The organism is Propioniciclava coleopterorum (assembly GCF_011393335.1).
In the GTDB taxonomy this organism is placed as follows: Bacteria; Actinomycetota; Actinomycetes; order Propionibacteriales; family Propionibacteriaceae; genus Propioniciclava; species Propioniciclava coleopterorum.
Genome location: NZ_CP049865.1, coordinates 1,411,300 through 1,429,974 on the forward strand (window position 1 = coordinate 1,411,300; position 18,675 = coordinate 1,429,974).

General features: G+C 72.9%; 15 protein-coding genes and 1 pseudogene. 6 read left to right on the forward strand and 10 right to left on the reverse strand.

Annotated features, from left to right (window positions below):
- Position 1: 1 nt before the first annotated feature.
- The 3 genes from G7070_RS06805 to G7070_RS06815 form a co-directional block, all read right to left on the reverse strand.
- The gene (locus G7070_RS06805) at positions 2 to 1,561 is read right to left on the reverse strand and encodes a sulfatase family protein (protein ID WP_166232996.1); all 1,560 of its coding nucleotides are present in this window, start codon (positions 1,559 to 1,561) and stop codon (positions 2 to 4) included.
- A gap of 173 nt (positions 1,562 to 1,734) precedes the next feature.
- Complete coding sequence (locus G7070_RS06810; protein WP_166232998.1) at positions 1,735 to 2,583, reverse strand: sugar phosphate isomerase/epimerase family protein; 849 nt, start codon at positions 2,581 to 2,583, stop codon at positions 1,735 to 1,737.
- Between the two features lie 36 nt (positions 2,584 to 2,619).
- Positions 2,620 to 3,786, reverse strand: coding sequence for a Gfo/Idh/MocA family protein (locus tag G7070_RS06815; RefSeq protein WP_166233000.1), 1,167 nt, complete (start codon positions 3,784 to 3,786; stop codon positions 2,620 to 2,622).
- 126 nt (positions 3,787 to 3,912) lie between these two features.
- Here G7070_RS06815 and G7070_RS06820 point away from each other — a divergent pair, with 126 nt between their 5' ends.
- On the forward strand, positions 3,913 to 4,704 hold the full coding sequence (locus G7070_RS06820) for a maleylpyruvate isomerase family mycothiol-dependent enzyme (protein WP_166233002.1): 792 nt from the start codon (positions 3,913 to 3,915) through the stop codon (positions 4,702 to 4,704).
- An 18-nt stretch (positions 4,705 to 4,722) separates the two neighbouring features.
- On the opposite strand, the gene G7070_RS06825 is transcribed toward G7070_RS06820, so the two are convergent.
- The 4 genes from G7070_RS06825 to G7070_RS06840 form a co-directional block, all read right to left on the reverse strand.
- A complete protein-coding gene (locus G7070_RS06825; RefSeq protein WP_166233004.1) occupies positions 4,723 to 7,278 on the reverse strand; it encodes a DUF4132 domain-containing protein in 2,556 nt (851 codons plus the stop codon).
- Positions 7,279 to 7,466: 188 nt separating this feature from the next.
- Positions 7,467 to 8,507 (reverse strand): Gfo/Idh/MocA family protein, encoded by a 1,041-nt coding sequence (locus tag G7070_RS06830; protein ID WP_206079993.1) that lies wholly within the window; start codon positions 8,505 to 8,507, stop codon positions 7,467 to 7,469.
- A gap of 132 nt (positions 8,508 to 8,639) precedes the next feature.
- Positions 8,640 to 9,989 (reverse strand): glycosyltransferase 87 family protein, encoded by a 1,350-nt coding sequence (locus G7070_RS06835; protein WP_166233006.1) that lies wholly within the window; start codon positions 9,987 to 9,989, stop codon positions 8,640 to 8,642.
- A gap of 44 nt (positions 9,990 to 10,033) precedes the next feature.
- The gene (locus tag G7070_RS06840) at positions 10,034 to 10,426 is read right to left on the reverse strand and encodes a VOC family protein (protein WP_166233008.1); all 393 of its coding nucleotides are present in this window, start codon (positions 10,424 to 10,426) and stop codon (positions 10,034 to 10,036) included.
- An 86-nt stretch (positions 10,427 to 10,512) separates the two neighbouring features.
- Here G7070_RS06840 and cysE point away from each other — a divergent pair, with 86 nt between their 5' ends.
- From cysE to G7070_RS06855, 3 genes are all read left to right on the forward strand, one after another.
- Positions 10,513 to 11,349 carry a serine O-acetyltransferase gene (gene cysE / locus G7070_RS06845; protein WP_166233010.1) on the forward strand — a complete coding sequence of 279 codons (837 nt, stop codon included), beginning with the start codon at positions 10,513 to 10,515 and terminating at the stop codon, positions 11,347 to 11,349.
- Positions 11,350 to 11,421: 72 nt separating this feature from the next.
- Positions 11,422 to 12,252 (forward strand): NAD-dependent protein deacetylase, encoded by an 831-nt coding sequence (locus G7070_RS06850; protein WP_166233012.1) that lies wholly within the window; start codon positions 11,422 to 11,424, stop codon positions 12,250 to 12,252.
- Between the two features lie 202 nt (positions 12,253 to 12,454).
- The gene (locus G7070_RS06855; RefSeq protein WP_166233014.1) at positions 12,455 to 13,825 is read left to right on the forward strand and encodes an MFS transporter; all 1,371 of its coding nucleotides are present in this window, start codon (positions 12,455 to 12,457) and stop codon (positions 13,823 to 13,825) included.
- Positions 13,826 to 13,850: 25 nt separating this feature from the next.
- Here G7070_RS06855 and G7070_RS06860 read toward each other — a convergent pair whose 3' ends face one another.
- A complete protein-coding gene (locus G7070_RS06860; protein WP_166233016.1) occupies positions 13,851 to 15,176 on the reverse strand; it encodes an MFS transporter in 1,326 nt (441 codons plus the stop codon).
- A 65-nt stretch (positions 15,177 to 15,241) separates the two neighbouring features.
- Between G7070_RS06860 and G7070_RS06865 the strand changes: the two genes are divergently transcribed.
- Complete coding sequence (locus G7070_RS06865) at positions 15,242 to 15,844, forward strand: GntR family transcriptional regulator (protein WP_166233018.1); 603 nt, start codon at positions 15,242 to 15,244, stop codon at positions 15,842 to 15,844.
- A 313-nt stretch (positions 15,845 to 16,157) separates the two neighbouring features.
- Here G7070_RS06865 and ppsR read toward each other — a convergent pair whose 3' ends face one another.
- Positions 16,158 to 17,267, reverse strand: coding sequence for a pyruvate, water dikinase regulatory protein (ppsR, locus tag G7070_RS06870; RefSeq protein ID WP_166233020.1), 1,110 nt, complete (start codon positions 17,265 to 17,267; stop codon positions 16,158 to 16,160).
- On the reverse strand, positions 17,267 to 17,698 hold the full coding sequence (locus G7070_RS06875; RefSeq protein WP_166233022.1) for a hypothetical protein: 432 nt from the start codon (positions 17,696 to 17,698) through the stop codon (positions 17,267 to 17,269). Before G7070_RS06875 ends, ppsR begins: the two co-directional genes overlap by 1 nt.
- A 128-nt stretch (positions 17,699 to 17,826) precedes the next feature.
- On the opposite strand from G7070_RS06875, the pseudogene G7070_RS18510 reads away from it, so the two are divergent.
- Positions 17,827 to 18,649, forward strand: a pseudogene (locus G7070_RS18510) (nucleotidyltransferase domain-containing protein).
- Positions 18,650 to 18,675: the final 26 nt, after the last annotated feature.

Below are 18,675 nucleotides of genomic sequence, written 5' to 3' on the forward strand. Positions count from 1 at the left end.
GCTACTCCTTCGTAGCGAGCGATACGGACGGTTCGGTCGGGCGGTCCGTGCGGGCCGCAGCGGATGGAGGGGGCTCGGCGTCGAGCGCCTCGGGCGCCCAACGCCAGTTGTCGGCGGGAATCCGCGGCGTGTAGCGGCCCGCGGGCAGGTCGTCGTCGACCCGCATGAGCCAGCGGGCCAGCCACCAGGTGAGGGTGGCGAGGGCATCGCGATGCGCGGGGTCGTCGGCGAGGTTGCGCGTCTCGCCGGGATCGGACGCCAGGTCGTACAGCCAGCGGCGCCCCTCGGCGTCCATGACGAGCTTGAGGTCGTCGAGCCGCAGCATGCGCTCGTGACCCGACTGGGTGACCGAGTTCAGCTCGTCGAACGTCGGGCCCGCGTAGTCGAAGTGCAGCGGCGGGCGCGCGTCCACCCCGTAGGCGACCCCGCCGTAGCCGAGCTCGACGTAGGCGGTGGCGAACTCCTCCCCCGCGTCCCGTCCTGCCCACAGCCCGGTGAGGTCGCGCCCCTGGCTGCCGCGCGGGGGCTCCAGGCCGGCGAGGCCGCACACGGTGGGCAGGACGTCGACGATGGAGACCATCTCGGTGCGCCGCTCGCCCTCCGGGACGCCGGGGCCCGCCACGATCAGGGGGATGCGCGTCAGGACCTCGGGCAGGCCGGCGCCCTTGCGCTGGAGCCCGTACTCGCCGACGTAGTCCCCGTGGTCGGCGAGGAAGAACACCAGCGTGTCGTCCAGGTGCGCGCCGAGTCCCGCGAGCAGGCGCGCGATCTGGTCGTCGACCATGCGTAGCATCCCGAGGTAGGTGGCCAGGTAGCGACGCCAGTCCTCGTCGTAGCCGGGGCGCTTGCTCTCGATCAGGTCGCGCAACCAGCGGTACCGCCAGGACAGTTCGTCGATCGCCTCGGGGCCGGCCCGGCGCTCGTGGTCGCGGGCCACGTCGTCGAACATCGAGAAGTACGGCTCGGGCACCTGGTAGGGGTTGTGCGGCTCCGGAAAGGAGACCCACAGGAAGAAGGGCCGGTCGTCGGGGCCGGCGGGACGGGCCGCCCGCAGGTCCGCCAGCGCGTCGTCCACGATCCGGTGCGGGAGCTGGCACTCCAGCGGGAACGGGGTGGCCACCGGTGAGACCGAGTGGTCGAGCCCGTCGAGCCAGGCGTCGAAGGCGGCCTGGTCGGGGGAGGTCGCGGGCCCGCCGGTGTGCATGTACGGGCCGCGGAAGTGGTCGAAGTCGGCCGGGCCCCGGTGCATGTGGGGCTTGCCGGCGAAGAAGGTCTCGTACCCGTGGGCGCCGAGGACGTCGAGCAGGTCGGCCGCGAACCGGGCCTCGGTCTCGTTGGAGTTCTGCCGCACCTGGTGCACGGAGGGGAACCGCCCGGTGAGCAGGCTCACCCGGGCGGGGACGCACGCGGGCGTCGAGGTGTAGGCGCGGTCGAACGTGCTGCCCCGCGACGCCAGCCCCCGCAGCGTCGGCATGACGGGACCGGCCTCACCGGCCGCCCACGTGAGATCGGCCCGGTGCTGGTCCGTCATCACCCACACGATGTTGGGTCGCTTCGCCATCGATCGCCTCCCCCTCGATGCGAGGGAGTCTTGCACAGATTTGCAGCGCTGCAAAGGGGTGCCGCCGCACCCCTTGACCCGGGCTCGGATGCAGCCACACCTCGCCGCTCGCCCGGACGCGGGTCGGCCCGCGGCGTCCGGGACGCCGCGGGCCGATCAGGGAGAGGTGTCGGTCAGTAGCCGATCGAGGCCAGGTAGGCGCGCGAGTCGGCGATGCAGTCGAACGGGTCGCGACCGTAGGTGTCGTCCTGCTCGATGAAGAAGAACTCCGCCCCCGCCTTCTCCGCGGCGGGCAGCAGCTGCGGCCAGTTCATGTTGCCCTGGCCGACCTCGGCGAACTGCACGATGTTGTTGAACAGCGACTGGAAGGTCGCCCGGTCACCGGACTCGATCGCGTCGAGGGCCTCGGCGGGCAGCGGCTGCACGCGGAAGTCCTTGACGTGGATGATCTTGCAGACGCCCGAGTAGAGCTCCAGCATGTCCAGCGGCGCCATGCCGCCCCGCTGCACCCAGTGGAGGTCCACCTCGAAGTAGAGGCTCGGCGCGACGCGACGGACGATGTCGAAGATCCGCTCGCCGTCGAACTGCGCCAGGTCCACGTGGTGGTTGTGGTAGCACAGCGTGATCCCCTCGGCGGCCAGCCGCTGCGCGGCCTGCTCGCACTCGGCCGCCCACGCCTCGCAGGCCTCCTTCGAGGCCATCGCGCGGTGCGGCATCATGCCGATCCGGACGAACTTCGTGCCGAGGCGCTTGCAGTCGGAGACGATCTTGTCGAAGTTCTCCTCCAGGTTGTCGCCGGTCGCGGTGGGCCCGGGCTTGAGCGCCACCGAGAGGGCGCCCACGATCATCCCGAGCTCCTTCACCGCGCGCTCGAGGTCGGCGGTGTTCTCCTCGCTCATCGGGATCTGGCTTACCTCGACCGCGTCGATGTCCAGATCCTTGATCCGCTGCAGGACGGCGAACATGCCCTGCTCCGCCACCTGGTTCTTGACCATCATCATCATGACGCCCAGAACGGCCATGGTTGTCTTTCCTTCCGTAGGTTTCGGTGACGGCGCTCAGGCGCGCGTCGGGTACTTGCCCTCGTCGGCGATGCGCTTGTTCAGCTCGGCCATGTAGGCGTCCTCGTCGAAGTTCTCGATGGACACCTCCTGGTCCAGCCAGCTGGACAGGTGGATCGCGTTCGCCAGCCGGACGCCGTGGATGCCGTCGCCGCCGGGCGCCAGCAGTTCCTCGGTGCCCTTGACGGCCTCGGTGAAGTTGCGGAGGACCTCGACGTGCTGCACGCCCCAGACGGTCCCGTAGTCCTTGGTCTCCTCGCTCATCAGGGTGTCCTTGTCGAGCTCGCCGCGGAACAGCTTGCGCACCGTGGAGACGTCCATGCCGTCCGAGAGCGTCCGCTCGTCGTCGGTCAGGCGCGTGATGGTCGCGATCTTGGAGTTCTCCACGACGATCTTGCCGCGGTCGCACAGGATCTCCAGGCGGTCGGTGCCGGCCATGTCGTGGGTGCAGGTGATGAACGAGCCGGTGGCGCCGTCGCCGAAGTCGACCAGGGCGTTCACCTCGTCCTCCACGACGATGTCGCGCCGGAAGCCGTACGCACACTTGGCGAACACCGACTTCGGGACACCGCACAGCCACTGCCACAGGTCGAGCTGGTGCGGGGCCTGGTTCACCAGGACGCCACCGCCCTCACCGCCCCACGTGGCGCGCCAGTCGGACTGCTCGTAGTAACCCTGCGGCCGCCACCACGTCGTGATGATCCAGGAGGTGTGACGCAGGGCGCCGAGCTCACCGGAGTCCAGGAGGGCCTTGAGGTCCTTGTACAGCGGGTTGGTGCGCTGGTTGAAGAACACCCCGAAGGTCAGCTCGGGGTGCTGGGCGGCGAGGTCGATCAGCTCGCGCGCCTGCTTGGTGTAGACGCCGACCGGCTTCTCCACGAGCGTGTGCACGCCGTGCTCGAGGGCGTAGATGCCCATCTCGGGGTGCAGGTAGTGCGGGACGGTCGTGACCACGGCGTTGACGTCACCGGAGTCGATCATCGCCCGGTAGTCGTCGTAGAACGGGACCCCCAGCTTCTCGGCGTCGGCCCGCTTGCTCTCGTCGATGTCGCAGATCGCGCCGATCGTCATGTCGGGCACCTTGCCCTCGGACAGGAAGGTGGCGTACATGTTGCCCTCGGTCCCCAGGCCGATGATGCCCAGCCGGACGTGGTCCGTTGCCATGGAATGCTCCTTTGCTCGCCTACGGTGGTCTCACTCTAGGAAAGCGCTGCCCGCAAGGGGAGCCGGTTGCACGATTAAGCGCCGATTGGCTTCCCCTGGCCTGCAACCTGGTGGCAACATCGGGGAATGCTGGACCTGACCACCGTGATCGAAGCAGAATCCCGCCGATTCGCCGACGCCATCGCCCAGGCCGCTCCGGACGCCGCCGTCCCGACCTGCCCCGGCTGGACCGCCGACGACCTCGCCTGGCACCTCACCGAGGTCCACGGCTTCTGGGCCCGCGTGCTGACCAGCGGCGCCCAGACCGACGAGGAGTCCGAAGCCGTCGAGGCCGCGGGCCCCACCCGCCCCGGATCCCGCGCGGAGACGATGGCCCTGTTCGAGCGGGCGACCGGGCAACTCCTCGAGGCGCTGGCCGGTGCGGAGGACGCCACGCCCGCCTGGTTCTGGCTGGCCACCGACCGCACGGTGGGCGCGACCCGCCGCATGCAGGCGCACGAGGCCACCATGCACCGCGTGGACGCCGAGGCGGCGGCCGGCCTGGACTCGGCGCCCGTCGACCCGAGGCTGGCCGCGGACGGCATCGAGCACGCCTTCGACGTGATGTGGGCGTGGTGGGGCACCCAACCCGGGTGCTCGTTCGCCCCCGGCGCGAGCCGGGTCGAACTCGTGGCCGAGGACACGGGCCACGGCTGGCTGGTCGAGACCGGACGCTGGCAGGGCGTCGGGCAGTCCGGGAAGGCCTACGACGTTCCCGGCGCCCGGCGCGTCCTCGCCGGCACGCCGGCCGCCCGGGTGACCGGCAGCGCCGAGGCGCTGATGCGCTGGCTGTGGGGCCGCGGCGACGAGCCCGCGGCGTCCGGCGACGCCGGGGCGCTCGACCCGCTGCGGGCCGCGCGCGACCAGGGCATGCAGTAGCGCCGGAGCGGCGTCCGCTCAGGCCGGCGTGAGCCGGTCCAGCAGGGTCAGCACCTCCGAGGCGAGGACCCGGTCCACATCCGGCCACGCCACGGGGCGCCCGGCGGCGGTCGCCCCGACCGAGGCGACGGCGACCGGCTCGCCGTCGGCCATGCCCATCGGGTGCACGCCGGGTGCGATGACCATCGTGAGCGTCACCTCGTCGCCCCGCAGCGTCCAGGTGTCGCGGTAGCCGCCCTGCCCGGTGGGGCCGGGCGTCCAGCCGGCCCGCTCGACCGTGGACGCGAAGGTGCCGGGATGGATCCCCACGGGAAGCAGCCGCCCGGGCAGGTCGGCGCCCACGGCGTCCGCCGGGAGCGCCGCGACCGGCCGGTCGAGCTGGTCGAACGGGGCGATCAGGTCGTGCTCGCGCAGGGCGGCCCGCCAGGCGTCCGCGTCCGGGGCGGGCAGGAGCAGCGGGTGGGCGAGCCGCAGCGTCTCGTCGGGCGCGGGCTCCCCCGGGTCGTCGGCCGCGGTGACGAACTCGCCCTCCTCGGTGGCCCGGATCGTGCGCCCGTCGTCGGTGATCCACACCAGCGGGCGCGCCAGCCCCCCGAGCACCGGGTGCGCCAGGTAGGCGCGCAGTTGGTCGCCGGTCCAGGTGCGGCCCGTCACGAGGGCGCGCTCCAGCCGCCGCGTCTGCGCCGACGTGATGCCGCGCAGGGCGCGCCGGGTCGCGGTGAGCGTGGCCTTCGCGTGCGCGACCGCGGCCGGGTCGTCGTCGGCGCGCGGCGCCGGGAGCGACTTCTGCGGCCGGCCGGACGCCCCGGGCAGCGGGCGGCCGTCCGCGGCCAGCTCGCGCACGGGGGTGGACCCGTCGGGGAGCAGCGTCGCCCGGAAGCAGCGGGTGCCGTAGGACAGGTCGAGGCCGCCCCGGGCGTCCAGGCCGCCGTCGGGCACCAGGGTGTCCTCGTAGGCGTCGGGCGTCATGCCCTGGGCCACCGCGGCCTTCGCCAGCGCCGCCTCGGCGCCCTCGCGCACCTTGCGCGTCTTCACCTTGGCGAACCGGTCCGACAGCAGCGTCATGGCGTGCCGGCTGCCGGTCGCGGCGAACGCGGTCAGGACGAGCACGGAGCGCTGGTAGGCGCCCCGGCCGGGCCACAGCATCACCAGGGGGGCGGCGTGGTCGACGAACGCGGGCCCGCCGAGCAGGCCGGCCGCGATCGCGTAGGCGCGCAGCTTGGCGTCCGCCCCGCTGGCCAGGTAGCCGTCGAACAGCGCGATCGCCAGGCGCTCGCGCGAGGACTCCTCGAGATGCTCGCGCGCCGCGGCGACGAGCGGGCGGGCGCGCAGGTCGGGGTCTTTCGCGCCGCGGGCGGCGGCGGCCACGAGCTCCGCGGCGACGTCGGGGGCCAGCCGGTCGCCCTCGGCGGTCAGCACCGGGGGCAGCGCGTCGGGGCGGGCGAACCACGGCGCCTCGCGGGGGGCGCTGAGGCCGCCGCGGCCCGTCGGCTTGGGCGCCTTCTTCTCCGCCGCGACCGCCGCCGCCCACCACGGCGGCGTGATCGCCGGGCGCGCGTCGGCCTCGGCCAACTCGGCCAGGACGCCGCGCAGCACCGGGTCGGACGCCTCCGCGAGGTTCGCCCCCCGGGCGCGCGCCCGGGCGAGGAGCGCGGACAGCAGCGGCCGGTCGGCCTCGGCGTAGCCGACGTACGCGGCGAGCGCGGCGGGGCGCGCCGCCAGCCAGTCGCGGGCCAGGTCGATCGCCGCCGAGGAGCGCGCCAGGGCGAGCACGGGGCCGACCGCGGGGGCCGCGGCGGCGCCGTCGGGGACCGCCGTCAGGGCGGCGAACTCGCGGGCCGCCTCAGCGGCGTCCGTGCGGGCCGCCACCCGCTCGGCGAGCGCGGGGACCGGGTCGATCCCCAGCACGTGCACGACGTCGACGTCGAGGTGGCTCGCGGCCATGTCCGGCACGCCCCAGCGGCGGGCGTGCCGGAGCCGCTCGTCGGGATCGGCGACCGCGCACAGCAGGGCGGCGGCGTCGCGGAGGTGGTGTCCGCGCAGCAGGTCGTCGGGGGCGGCGGCCAGCGCAGCGAGGTGCGCGGCGGGTTCGGCCAGCGCGGCGGAGGCGAGCAGGCGCCCGAGGTCGTGGAGCGCGGCGCGCTCGGCCTCGGCGCGCCACCGGGCGAGCCGCGCCGGGGGGAGCTGCGGCACGACGACGGCCCGAACGGCGAGGACGTGCCCGGCGTGGAACCGGATGAACTCCCCCGGGATCGCGTCCGCGCCCTCCTCGAGCACCACGGTGAGCACGTCGGTGGCCCCCTGGTGGGCATCGTCGTGGTACTGGAGCATCCGGTCGAGCAGCCGCACGGCCTGCAGGGCGGGCATGGTGTCGAACGGGAGGCGCGGGGACCGGATCACCTGCCCGTTGTGGACGCCGTACCGCGCCACCGCGGCCTCGAAAGCGGCCCGGTCGAACGCCGGATCGGGGGTGAGGTCGGGCAACGGCTCGCCCCACGCGTATCCGGCCCACTCGAGGCGGGACGGCGGCACGGGCGCGCAGGGGTTGGGCACGGCGGGGGTGTCGTCGCTCATGGGGTCGAGTCTGGCACGACGGCCGCGCGGCTCGCCCCGGCGTCCGGGCCACCTGGGGCGACGCGGCCCTCGACCGGGGACGCCCCCGCGTCGCGCATGGGGATCTCGCCGCCGGGCACCCAGCGTCGGGCGGCCAGCCGTGGACGCGCGACGGCCCCGGCGGGTCGCCGGGGCCGTCGGAGGGTCGGTCAGGCGATCGGGGCGCCCGGCGCGGTGTGCGCGGCCGCCGCCGCGGCGTCCGCCTCGGAGGAGGCGTAGGTGGCCTTCAGCATCTGCAGCGACTTCAGCGCCTCGGCCGGGCTGATCCAGAACGGCTCCGGATCGTCGACCTTCGCGTAGAAGTCGCGGATCAGCAGCTCGTGCGAGACCCCCCAGTAGGCGCGCCCGCCGGACGCCGCGCGCCGCTCCTCGAACCGCTCCACGCGGCCGTCCTTCCACGCCACGGTCAGCCCGTCGCGCAGGGTGACGTAGGCGTTCTCGCAGTCGAGCTCCAGCTCGACGGGGCGATTCTGCGGGGCCGTCAGGGTCGCGTAGAAGGTCGTCTGGACGCCGTCGGCGTGGGTGAACAGCACCTCCGCGGTGTCCTCGATCTCGGTGACCTCGGCGAACTTGTGCGAGGCGACGCGGCCGTGCACGTCGGTCACGTCGCCGACCAGCCACTGCACCAGGTCGAGGGTGTGGATCGCCTGGTTGATGAGCAGACCGCCGCCGGACTGCTCCTGGCTCGCCCGCCACGGCTTGGCGCGGTAGTACTCGGCGCTGCGCGTCCAGACCACGGACGCGTACGCGCCGCGGATCGCGCCGAGCTCACCCGAGTCGAGCAGACGGCGCAACTCGACCGAGCTGACGTTGTAGCGGTTCTGGAAGCACACCCCGACCTTGACGCCGGCGGGGATGTCGGCGTCAAGCAGCCGCTGCGCGTCGTCGAGGTGGGCGGCCAGCGGCTTCTCCTGGATGACGTGGACGCCGAGTGCGACCGCCTCCAGGGTGGGCGTGATGTGCTGGTCGTGCGGCGTCGCGACGTGGACGACGTCGGGCGAGGCCGCCTCGACCAGTTCCGCCACGGTCGCGAACGCGGGGGCGCCGGTGGCCTGGGTCGCGACCGCGCGGCGCGCGGGATCGGTGTCCACGACCCCCACGAGCTCGACGCCCTCGATCGCCTTGATGGCCTCGTGGTGGATGGTGGCGACGTCGCCCCACCCCACGATGGCCGCGCGCTTCACTGCCATGGAACTCCCTGTTCTTCGGTCGGGCCCGCGTGGGCGTCGGCGATGACCGCCGACGCGGCGCCGGGCGTTCCCGACGCGTCGAGGGCTGGGAAGGTTCGCGGCCGGGGCGTCTTCGCCGACGTGCGGGGCGCGTCAGTCGTCTCGACCGGCGTCCCCATCGGCGTCCTCCTCGGTCCGGAACCGTCTTCCGGCCAACTCTAGGGAACGTGGCCTGTTGCCACGTACGGGTTTACGCGGGTTGCCACCGACCGCGCCCCACGCGGCCTCGAGGCAGCCCACCACGAGGACGACCAGGCCGAGGTTCCGCGCGGTCAGCACGGTGAGGGCCGCGGTGGTCGTCGGTCGGTGCTGCAGGAGCGCGTCGTAGGCGACGGGATAGATGACCGTGGTCAGGACGCACAGCGCCAGGGCCGCCGCCCACGTCGCCGCCGCCCGGGGCCAGGACGGCGCCCCGGCGTCCTGCCGGTCGGCGGTCCCGAGCAGCACCGCGGCGGGCGGCGCCAGCCAGAGGAGGTACTGCGGGCTCAGGGCGGGCGACGTCACGATGAACGCGCCGACGAGGCCGAGCGCCAGCCAGGACGCCGCCCCCACCTCCGCGCCCCGGAACAGCCACACCAGCAGCAGGACGCCGCACGCCAGCGCCGCGGCCAGCGCGGCCGCCTGCGCGGCCAGGAGCCACCCGTCGACCCCGGCGCCGGCCACCTCGTAGGCGTGGAACTCGCTGTAGCCGATGGTCTGGTCGCCGCCCCTGCTCCACGACCACATCGGGACCAGCGCGGCGACCGCCTCGATCTGCAGCCCGCGCTCCCGCTGGTGGGTCAGGGGCGAGAGCAGCCGGTCCCACCCGCCCACCAGCACGCTGCCCAGCACGAGCGTCAGGCCGCTCACCACGAACGTCACGACCGCCGCGGCTCGGCGGCGTCCGGCGAGGATGAGCGGGGCCAGGACGATCGGCCACACCTTGAGCCCGGTGCCGAGCGCGACCATGACGGCGGCCCCCGACCCGCGGCGCTGGACGATGAGCAGCAGCGCGATGCCGGCCGCTGCGGCGGGCAGCATGTCGAACCGGAGCAGGGGGAGGCTGCCCAGCGCCGTGGTGAGCCCGATCCAGCCCAGCACCCCGATCGGGCCGGCGACCCGGCCCAGCACGAGGGCGAAGGCGGCGTCGGCGACGGTCGTCATCGCCATCACGGCGCCGCGGTACGCGACGTAGTCGTGGGCGCCCAGCAGGTAGGGCGCGAGCAGCAGCCAGCCCGCGGGGGTGGGGTACTCGGGCAGCGCCTGGGCCAGTTCGCCGGTCGCGACCGCGGCCTCGGCGGCCAGGAAGTAGTAGTAGGTGTCGCTGAACTCCTCCGGGCGCCAGACCCACCACCAGGCGGACACGTACTTGGCGACGGCCCACGCCAGGACGACGGCGAACACCCCGGCGCCGCTCCACCGCAGCCCGGGCGAGACCGGGGGTGGTGAGGCGCTCGTCGACACGGGAGCATCCTTCCAGACGCTCCCCCGCGCCGGGCCGTTCCGCCTCAGCCGGCGACCTCCTGCCGCGAGCGCAGGATGCAGAACTCGTTGCCCTCGGGGTCGGCCAGCACGACCCAGCCGGTGCCGGGGCCGTGGATGCCGCGGTGGTCCGCGACCTGCGTCGCGCCCAGGTCGAGCAGTCGCGCCAGTTCGGCGTCCCGGGTGCCCTCGCGGGGCCGCAGGTCGAGGTGGAGGCGGTTCTTGACCGTCTTGGGCTCGGGCACCTCGATGAACAGCAGTTCGTGGCCCGTCTCGGGGTCGTGGATCGGGCACTCCTCGTGGCCGGGTTCGTTGGGGTCCTCGGGGTCCATGGCGTAGCCGAGGACCGCCCGCCAGAACTCGGACAGGGCGTAGGCGTCGGCGCAGTCGACCGTGGTGTGCGACACGAAGGAGGTCATGGCCCCAGCCGATCAGGAGCGGGCCCCGGGGCGCAAGGGTTGGCCCGCGTTCTACGCTGGGCGCACCCGTCACGAAGGAGTCCGCCATGACCGAAGCCGTCGGCGACGCCCAGATCTGGTCGACCATCCGCGCCGAGGCCCAGCGCGACGCCGAGCGCGAGCCGTGCCTGGCCGGGTTCCTCTACGAGACCGTGCTGCGCCACCACTCGCTGATGGAGGCCCTCGGGAGCCAGCTCGCGCACAAGCTCGCGAGCCCCACCATGTCGGCGCTCACGCTGCTGGACCTGGCCGAGGAGGCCTTCGAGCGCGATCCGCTGATCGCCGAGTCCGTGATCGCCGACCTGCAGGCGATCATCTCCCGCGACCCCGCGACCCGCGGCTACTCCCAGCCGCTGCTGTACTTCAAGGGCTTCCACGCGATCCAGGCGTTCCGGATCGCCCACCACTTCTGGGTCACCGACCGCACCGCGCTGGCGCTGTTCCTGCAGAGCAGGATCTCGGAGGTGTTCGCGGTCGACATCCACCCCGGCGCCCGGATCGGCCGCGGCATCATGTTCGACCACGCCACCTCGGTCGTCATCGGCGAGACCGCCGTGATCGAGGACGACTTCTCGATGCTGCACGAGGTCACCCTCGGCGGCACCGGCAAGGCGGGCGGCGACCGGCACCCGAAGGTGGGGCGCGGCGTCATGATCGGCGCCGGCGCGAAGGTGCTGGGCAACATCACCGTCGGGGAGGGCGCCAAGATCGGCGCGGGCTCGGTCGTGCTGGCCGACGTCCCCCCGTTCACGACGGTGGCCGGCGTCCCGGCCAAGCCGGTCGGCTACACCGCCGAGCAGTTCCCCGCCCTGGACATGGACCAGACGCTGGAGTGCGAGATCAACCTCGACTACACCGAGGTCCACATCGACCGCTCCGCCTGAGGGCGGGCCACGCGCACCCTCGACGCGCCGGGTCGCGCGGGGCCGTCCGACGCCGCGGGTAGCCTGGCGGGCGTGCCGATCCCCGCCCCGCGACCCGCCGACCTCGCCGCGCTGGCCGACGCCCTGGCCGGACGCACGTGGGCGGCGCTGACCGGGGCGGGCGTCTCGACGGACTCGGGCATCCCGGACTACCGCGGCCCCGACGCGCGCCCCACCAACCCGATCACGTACGGGGACTTCCTCAAGCGACCCGAATCGCGGCGCCGCTACTGGTTCCGCTCGATGATGGGCTACCGGAGCTTCGGGGTCGCCGACCCCAACGACGGGCACCGCGCCCTGGCGCGGCTCGGCGTCCCGGTGATCACCCAGAACGTGGACGCCCTCCACGAGCGCGCGGGCAGCGCCGACGTCATCGACCTGCACGGCCTCATCGACCGGGTCGTCTGCCTGGGGTGCGGCGCGCTGAGCGCCCGCGGCGTCCTGCAGCGCCGGTTGGAGGACGCCAACCCCGGCGTCCACGGCGTGATCCCCGCCGGATCGGCCGAACTGCGGCCCGACGGGGACGCCGACATCGCCGACCCCGACGACTTCGTCGTCCCCGCGTGCGAGCGGTGCGGCGGCGTCCTCAAGCCCGACGTGGTGTTCTTCGGCGAGACGGTGCCCAAGCCCCGCGTCGAGGCGTCCTTCGCCCGGGTCGACGCCGCGGACGCGCTCGTGGTCGCCGGGTCGTCGCTGACGGTGATGTCGGGACTGCGGTTCGCCCGGCACGCGGCTCGCACGGGCAAGCCGGTGCTCATCATCAACCACGGCCCGACCCGCGCCGACGACCTGGCCGCGCTGAAGCTGGACGCCGGCACCTCGGCGACCCTCACCGCCCTCGCGGACGCCCTCGCCCCGGCCTGATCGCCCGGACGCGGCGCCCGACCGCGGCCCGCCGACACCCACGGGGCTTCGTCCCCCCGACCGCGGACCGCCGTCCGGCCGGCGCGGGAGATCTCTCCACGAATCCGCCCGAACACGTTGCGCGCCGACCCCGCGCGCCTTACAGTCGTCCTGATTGTATGACAATCACTGCATCGTCTGACATCAATGGAGAGGTAGGCGCATGTCCACCAAAGAGCCCAGCGGCTACGAGCTCGACGACCTCGATCTCGACCCGGCCGACGACGAGAACCAGCAATCCGAGGAGTATCGGAGGCGCAATCCGGAGAAGTTCGCCACCTACCTGAAGCGCCGCATGGTGGTGTTCGCCGTCGCCTACGTCGGCTACGTGTGCGCGTACCTGGTGCGCAACAACTTCAAGCTGACGAGCAAGATCCTCCGCGACGAGAACGGCTGGGACAACGTCCAGATCGGCCTGATCCTCACGGCTTTCACGCTCACCTACGGCTTCGCCAAGTTCTTCATGGGCATGGTCGTCGACCGGCTGTCGCTGCGTCGCGTCTTCGCCGGCGCGCTGGCGATCAGCGCCGTCATCTGCATCCTGCTCGGCTTCGTGCACGTGTTCTGGCTCATGTTCGCGCTCATGCTGCTGCTCGGCACCGTCCAAGGCGCGTTGGCGCCCGGCTCGATGGCGATGATCGCCAACTGGTACCCCAACAAGACCCGCGGCTCGGGCATCGCGATCTGGAACACCTCGCAGAACCTGGGCGGCGCCACGCTGCCGATCATCATCTCCGGGCTGCTCGGGGTCGTCGGCCCCAGCAACGTCGCCTACGCCTTCTGGGTGCCGGGCGTCGTCGTGCTGCTGTTCAGCTTCGTCGCCTGGAAGTTCGGCGGCGACACCCCCAAGAGCGAGGGCCTGGGCAGCCTCACCGACATCTACGGCAAGGCGGGCGAGCCGCAGGTCGAGGACACCCCCGACGAGCCCTACTGGACCACCCTGCGCAAGCACATCTTCACCAGCCCCGTGATCCTGACGGTCGCGTTCGTCAACGCGATCCTGTACTTCCTGCGGTTCGGCATCCTCAACTGGATGCCGATCTTCCTCGGCGACGAGATGGGCTTCAACGAGGCGCAGTACTCGATGGCGTTCTCGATCCTGGAGTGGATCGCGATCCCCGGCTGCTTCTTCTTCGCGTGGGTCGCGGTCAAGCTGCCCAACAAGCAGTCCATCGTCGGCGCCGCCGGTCTCGTGCTGCTCGCGGGCCTGATCTGGCTCTACATGGGCAACCACGACTACGCGCTGCTGCTGGTGATCTCCGGCCTGATGGGCACGTTCATCTACGGCCCGCAGCTCATCATCAACATCCTGACGCTCAACGTGGTCCCCCTGCGGACGGCCGGCGTGGCGGTCGGCTTCGTGGGCCTGTTCGGCTACATCGTGGGCGAGATGGCGGCCAACCTGGTCATGCCGATCCTGGCCGAGGCGCTCGACTGGACGGCCTCGTTCACCCTGCTGAGCTTCTTCGCCCTCGTCGGCGCGGCGCTCTACCTGTCGCTGCGCAAGCGCGAGCAGAAGATCGTCCAGGCCTAGGACGGAAACCGTGACGGCCCTGGTCTCACCGGGAGGGCACGGTGCGCCGCTCGGCGCGCCGGAGCTCCCAGTAGATCAGGGCCGCCACCGCGCTGATCGCGGCCAGCGCCACGAAGGCCCGCCCCCAGCCCAACTGCTCGGCCAGCGTGGGCATGCCCAGGTTCGCGACCACCTCGCCGACGAGGTAGCCGCCGAGGCCGACGAAGCCCACCGCCACACCCATCGCCCGCGGCGACACGAAGTTCAGCGTCAGGATGTTGATGACGACCTGCGGCCCGTACGTCAGCGCCCCGAGCAGGCCGGCCATCACGAACACCTCGACCCGGTTGTCCGCGACGGAGTAGCCGAGCAGCCCGAAGGCCAGGACGACGAGGCCGGCCGCGCCCGCCATCGCCATCCGGTTGGGCCAGCGGTGCGCCACGAGGGCGAACAGCAGCGCCCCCGGCACGGCGGCCCACTCGTAGACGGCCATGACCAGGCCGGCCTCGGGGACGCTGAGCCCGACCTCCGTCATCGTGTACAGCGGGATCCAGTTCAGGACGCCGAACCGCAGCAGGTACAGCAGCGCGTTCAGGACGGCCAGCGCCAGCAGCAGCCGGTTCCCGACCACGTGGATCCGCACCAGCCGCCAGTAGGAGGCCTCCGTCGATCCGCGGACCTCCGGGAGGGCGTCCGGGCCGTAGCGCTCGGGCAGCGTCGGGTACCCCTCGCGCCACGGCCGGTCGCCGCCCCGCAGCAGCACCCAGACGCCGGCGCCCAGCGCGAGCGCGCCCGGCACCCAGTAGGCCAGCGACCAGTGGTGGACGCCGAGCGCGAGCATCGCGCCCATCACGAGGAGCGGCAGGAGCGCGGCCCCGACGTTCTGCGAGGTGTTCCACACCGCGACGCGGGAGGCACGCTGCCAGGGCGGATACCAGGCGCCGAGCGTCGCCAGCGACGCGGGCGCGCACACCCCTTGGGCCAGCCCGATGACCGCCATCGCCGCGGTCATCGCGACGACGTGGGGGACGAACCCCATCGCCGCGCACACCAGCGCGGAGACGATGAGCGCCGCGCCGTACCCGACCCGCAGGCTGCTGCGGTCGACCACCACGCCCATCACCAGCTTGGCCAGGCCGTAGGTGACGGTGAAGCCGGTCAGCACGAGGCCGACGTCCAGCGGCGTCCACCCCTCCTCGGTGACGAGCAGGCCGCTCGCGACCGCGGTGTTGTTGCGCACCAGATAGCAGGCGACGTAGCCCACGAACGTGAGCAGGAAGACCTCGGTGCGTCGCCGGTCGTAGGAGCCGGGCTGGGACAGCGCGCGAGGGGTGAAGTCGTCCTGCACGACCACCCCCGTCCCCGGTGCCACGGTTCCTGGAGCGCCCGCCGCGCCGGATACAATGGTGAGTCACTATTCCCGCATCGGAGGTCGCCGTGAGTCAAGCCAGCCCGCTGGTCACCGACCTGGCCAAGCATCTGCGCGGGCGCATCCTCGCCGGGGAGTTCCCGCCCGAGGCGAAGGTCACCGAATCGGGCCTCGCCGCCGAGTACGGCGTCGCCCGTCCGACCGTCCGCTCCGCCATCGACGTGCTCGTCGGGGAGGGCCTGCTGGTCCGCTCCCCGTTCGCGGCTCTGCGCGTCCCCTCCCTGCCGGTGTCCGAGCGCGGGGAACTGATCGCGTTGCTCCGGTTCACCGAGGATCGGGCGCTGGCCCGGATCCGGGCGACCCAGCCCGACGTCCGCGAACTCCGGCGCGCGGGCTCCGGAAGCCTGCACGGCTTCCTCGCGACCCTGGTCCGGGTGAGCGGCTCGACGCGGCTGGAGCTCATCCATCGCCGGACGACGTTCGAGCTGGTCCTGCTCACCCAGCAGCACCTCGGCGAGGTGCCCGCACCCGACGACGACAGCGCCCGGCAGGCCATGTGCACCTTCGCGGACGCCGTGGCCACCGAGCGCTGGCCCGAGGCCGAGGCGCTGTTGGAGCGACTGCAGGACGTGCGCGCCGGAGTCGTGACCGCGCCGACGGCCCGCCGCTGACCGTCCGAACGCCTCCGCCGGACCGACTCGGGGCGTCCGGAGACGAGCGGCGGCGGCTCCTTCTGGATCCGCCGGTGGGGGTGCCCGACGTGGGGTGCGCGATCTGAGGAGCCGCCGCACCACCCACGGTGCCCGACGACGCCCCCGCGGACCAGCGGCGGCGCGGAAGTCCGTACCAAGGGCGGAGCGGGGGGCTCACCGAAAGTGCGACCGGCGGGCGCGGGGGATATATACCTCGGCGGGCGGCGCGGACGGCGCTCGGCTCAGCGGGCGGTGCGGTTCCGCGGCTCAGTGGGCGGTGCCGACCCGCGGCTCAGTGGGCGTTGAGCTCCGAGGCCACGTTCGGTGGACGCCGCAGCCGCGTCTGGTGGATGCGGGCACGCTCCTCCACCAGGTCGAGGATCCGCGACGCCGACTCCTCCAGCGCCATCCCCGTGGTGTCGATGACGGGGCAGCGCAACTGCTTCATGATCTGCCCGGTCTCGTCCAGCTCGGCGTAGATGCTGGCCAGGTCGATGTAGCCGTCCTTCATGGTGCGCTTCACCCCGAGGCCCTTGACCCGCTCGGAGCGGATCTGCCGCAGCTTCTCCGGATCCATCGTGAGCCCGACGACCCGCCAGCGGTCGATCTGGAACAGCTCCTCGGGCGGCTTGATCCCGGGCACGAGCGGGACGTTGACCACCTTGTAGCCCATGTAGCCCAGGAAGATCGACAGCGGTGTCTTGCCCGACCTGGACGGCCCGACGAGGCAGATGTCGCAGTCGGTCAGGGCCGTCGGGGCGGCGCCGTCGTCGTTGCGGACGGCGAAGTCGATGGCGGCGATCCGGGCGAAGTAGTCCGCCTCCACGCCCACCGGACGCAGCGGCACCTGGTCGGGCTCGACGCCGCTGACCTTCTCCAGGGCGCGCAGCGCGTCGGTCATCAGGTCGGCGTAGGGCAGTTCGAGCTCCTGGCAGGCCGTCTTCACCAGTTCCGCGAGCTCGGAGTCCACCAGCGTGAAGAACACCGCCGTCGGCGTCCCCTTGCGGGCGCGGATGGTGTCCAGCGCCTTCATGAGCGCCTGCGTCGTGTTCACCCGGCGGTGCCGGACGAGCCGGAACTCCAGGGACGGGAACTGCGCGACCGCCGCCCGGGCGACGCGCGCCCCCGACTCGCCGGTGGAGTCGGCCAACAGGTGGATCTCCAGGGTGGTGTCTCGCTCGGGCTCGGCGTCCGTGCGGGTCTCGTCGGGATCGGCCCGCCCCTCAGGATCGGCCTGTGCGTCGGGATGGGCCGGGGTGTCGGGATGGGCCGGTGCGTCGGGATCGGCGGCGGTGCCGGGTCCGGTCGGCGCGTCCGGGTCCGGGAGGTCGATCTCGGCGCCGGGTGTCGGCTCGGCGCGGTCCTCGACCACCGGCGCGGCCGCGCCCTGGGCGTCGGGCATCAGGCGTTCTTGTCGCGCTCGCGCAGCGACTGGATGAACCCCGCGTCGATCGAGCTGCCGCCGCGCGGCGCCTCGCCCTCGTCGTACTCCTCCGACCCGTCGGGTCGGTTGTCCCAGCGGCTGGTGTCCAGCGAGCGGTCGCGGTCGACGAGCGAGTCGCGGCTGAAGAACGTGCGCGGCTGGTCCACGGCGTCCGGGCGGGCGTCGGCCGCCTCGGCGATGGCGCTGGACCAGCTGTCGGCCTCGACGCCGCCGGCGTCGCCCCGGGACGCGGGGGCGGCCGGCGCACCGCCGGAGATCGGCGGCGCCTGCCGAGAGGCGTCGACCGGCGTGCGGCGGTTGGCGCGCTTGGAGGCGAGGAACAGCACCGCGGCCAGCACGACGAGCACGATCAGGCCGACGATGATGATCGCGCCGAAATTCCCACTCATCTGGGTCGCCTCCTTGCACCGGGGTTCAGTGCCGCCAGTCTAGGACGCCCCTGGAAGCCCGGCTCCACCCTCGGCAGGTTTAGTCTGTCCCGATGGCATCGCTCAGCGTCCGCACCCTGGCGCCCGACATGGACGCCCGCGTCGTCGCGGAGATCGACCGACGCCTGGCCTCGGTCGAGCGCGAGCACGACGTCCGGGTCGCATGGGCCATCGAGTCGGGATCCCGCGCGTGGGGCTTCCCGTCCCCGACAGCGACTACGACTGCCGGTTCCTCTACGTGCGCCGCACCGAGGACTACCTGTCGCCCTGGCCGCGGCGCGACGTGATCGAGACCCCGCTGGACGCCGTGTTCGACGTCAACGGCTGGGACCTGATCAAGGCCGTCCGGCTCGCCACCGGCGGGAACGCGACGGTCAACGAGTGGCTGCGCTCCCCCTCGTCTACGGCGGGGACCCCGCGTTCCGCGACGAATTGCTCGCCCTGGTCGACGCCGTCACCGACCGCGGCCGACTCCGCAGCCACTACCTGCACCTGGGCAGGCGCCAGCGCGACCTGGCCCTGGCCGGCGGCGAGGTGCGGCTGAAGCGGCTGTTCTACGCCCTGCGTCCCGCGGCGGCGCTGGCATGGCTGGACGCCCACCCGACCGGGACGCCTCCGATGCGGCTGCAGGAACTGCTGACCGGGGCGGACGCCCCCGCGGCGCTGCGCGAGGCCGTCGACGCGCTGGTCGCGCAGAAGGCGGTCACCCGCGAGCTCGGCACCGGCGCCGTCCCGACGCTGGTGGCCGACTACGTCGCCGCCCACCTGGACGCCGACCCGCCCACACCCGGGCCTCCCGATCCGGGTGTGCGCGCGGCGGCCGACGAGGCGTTCCGCAGGCTGCTGCGCTTCGGCCCCGGAGACGCAAGCGGGTGTCTCGACGCCGTGGCAACTCGGCAACCTTTGGTCTGACCAATCCCCTACTCGGTGTAGTATTA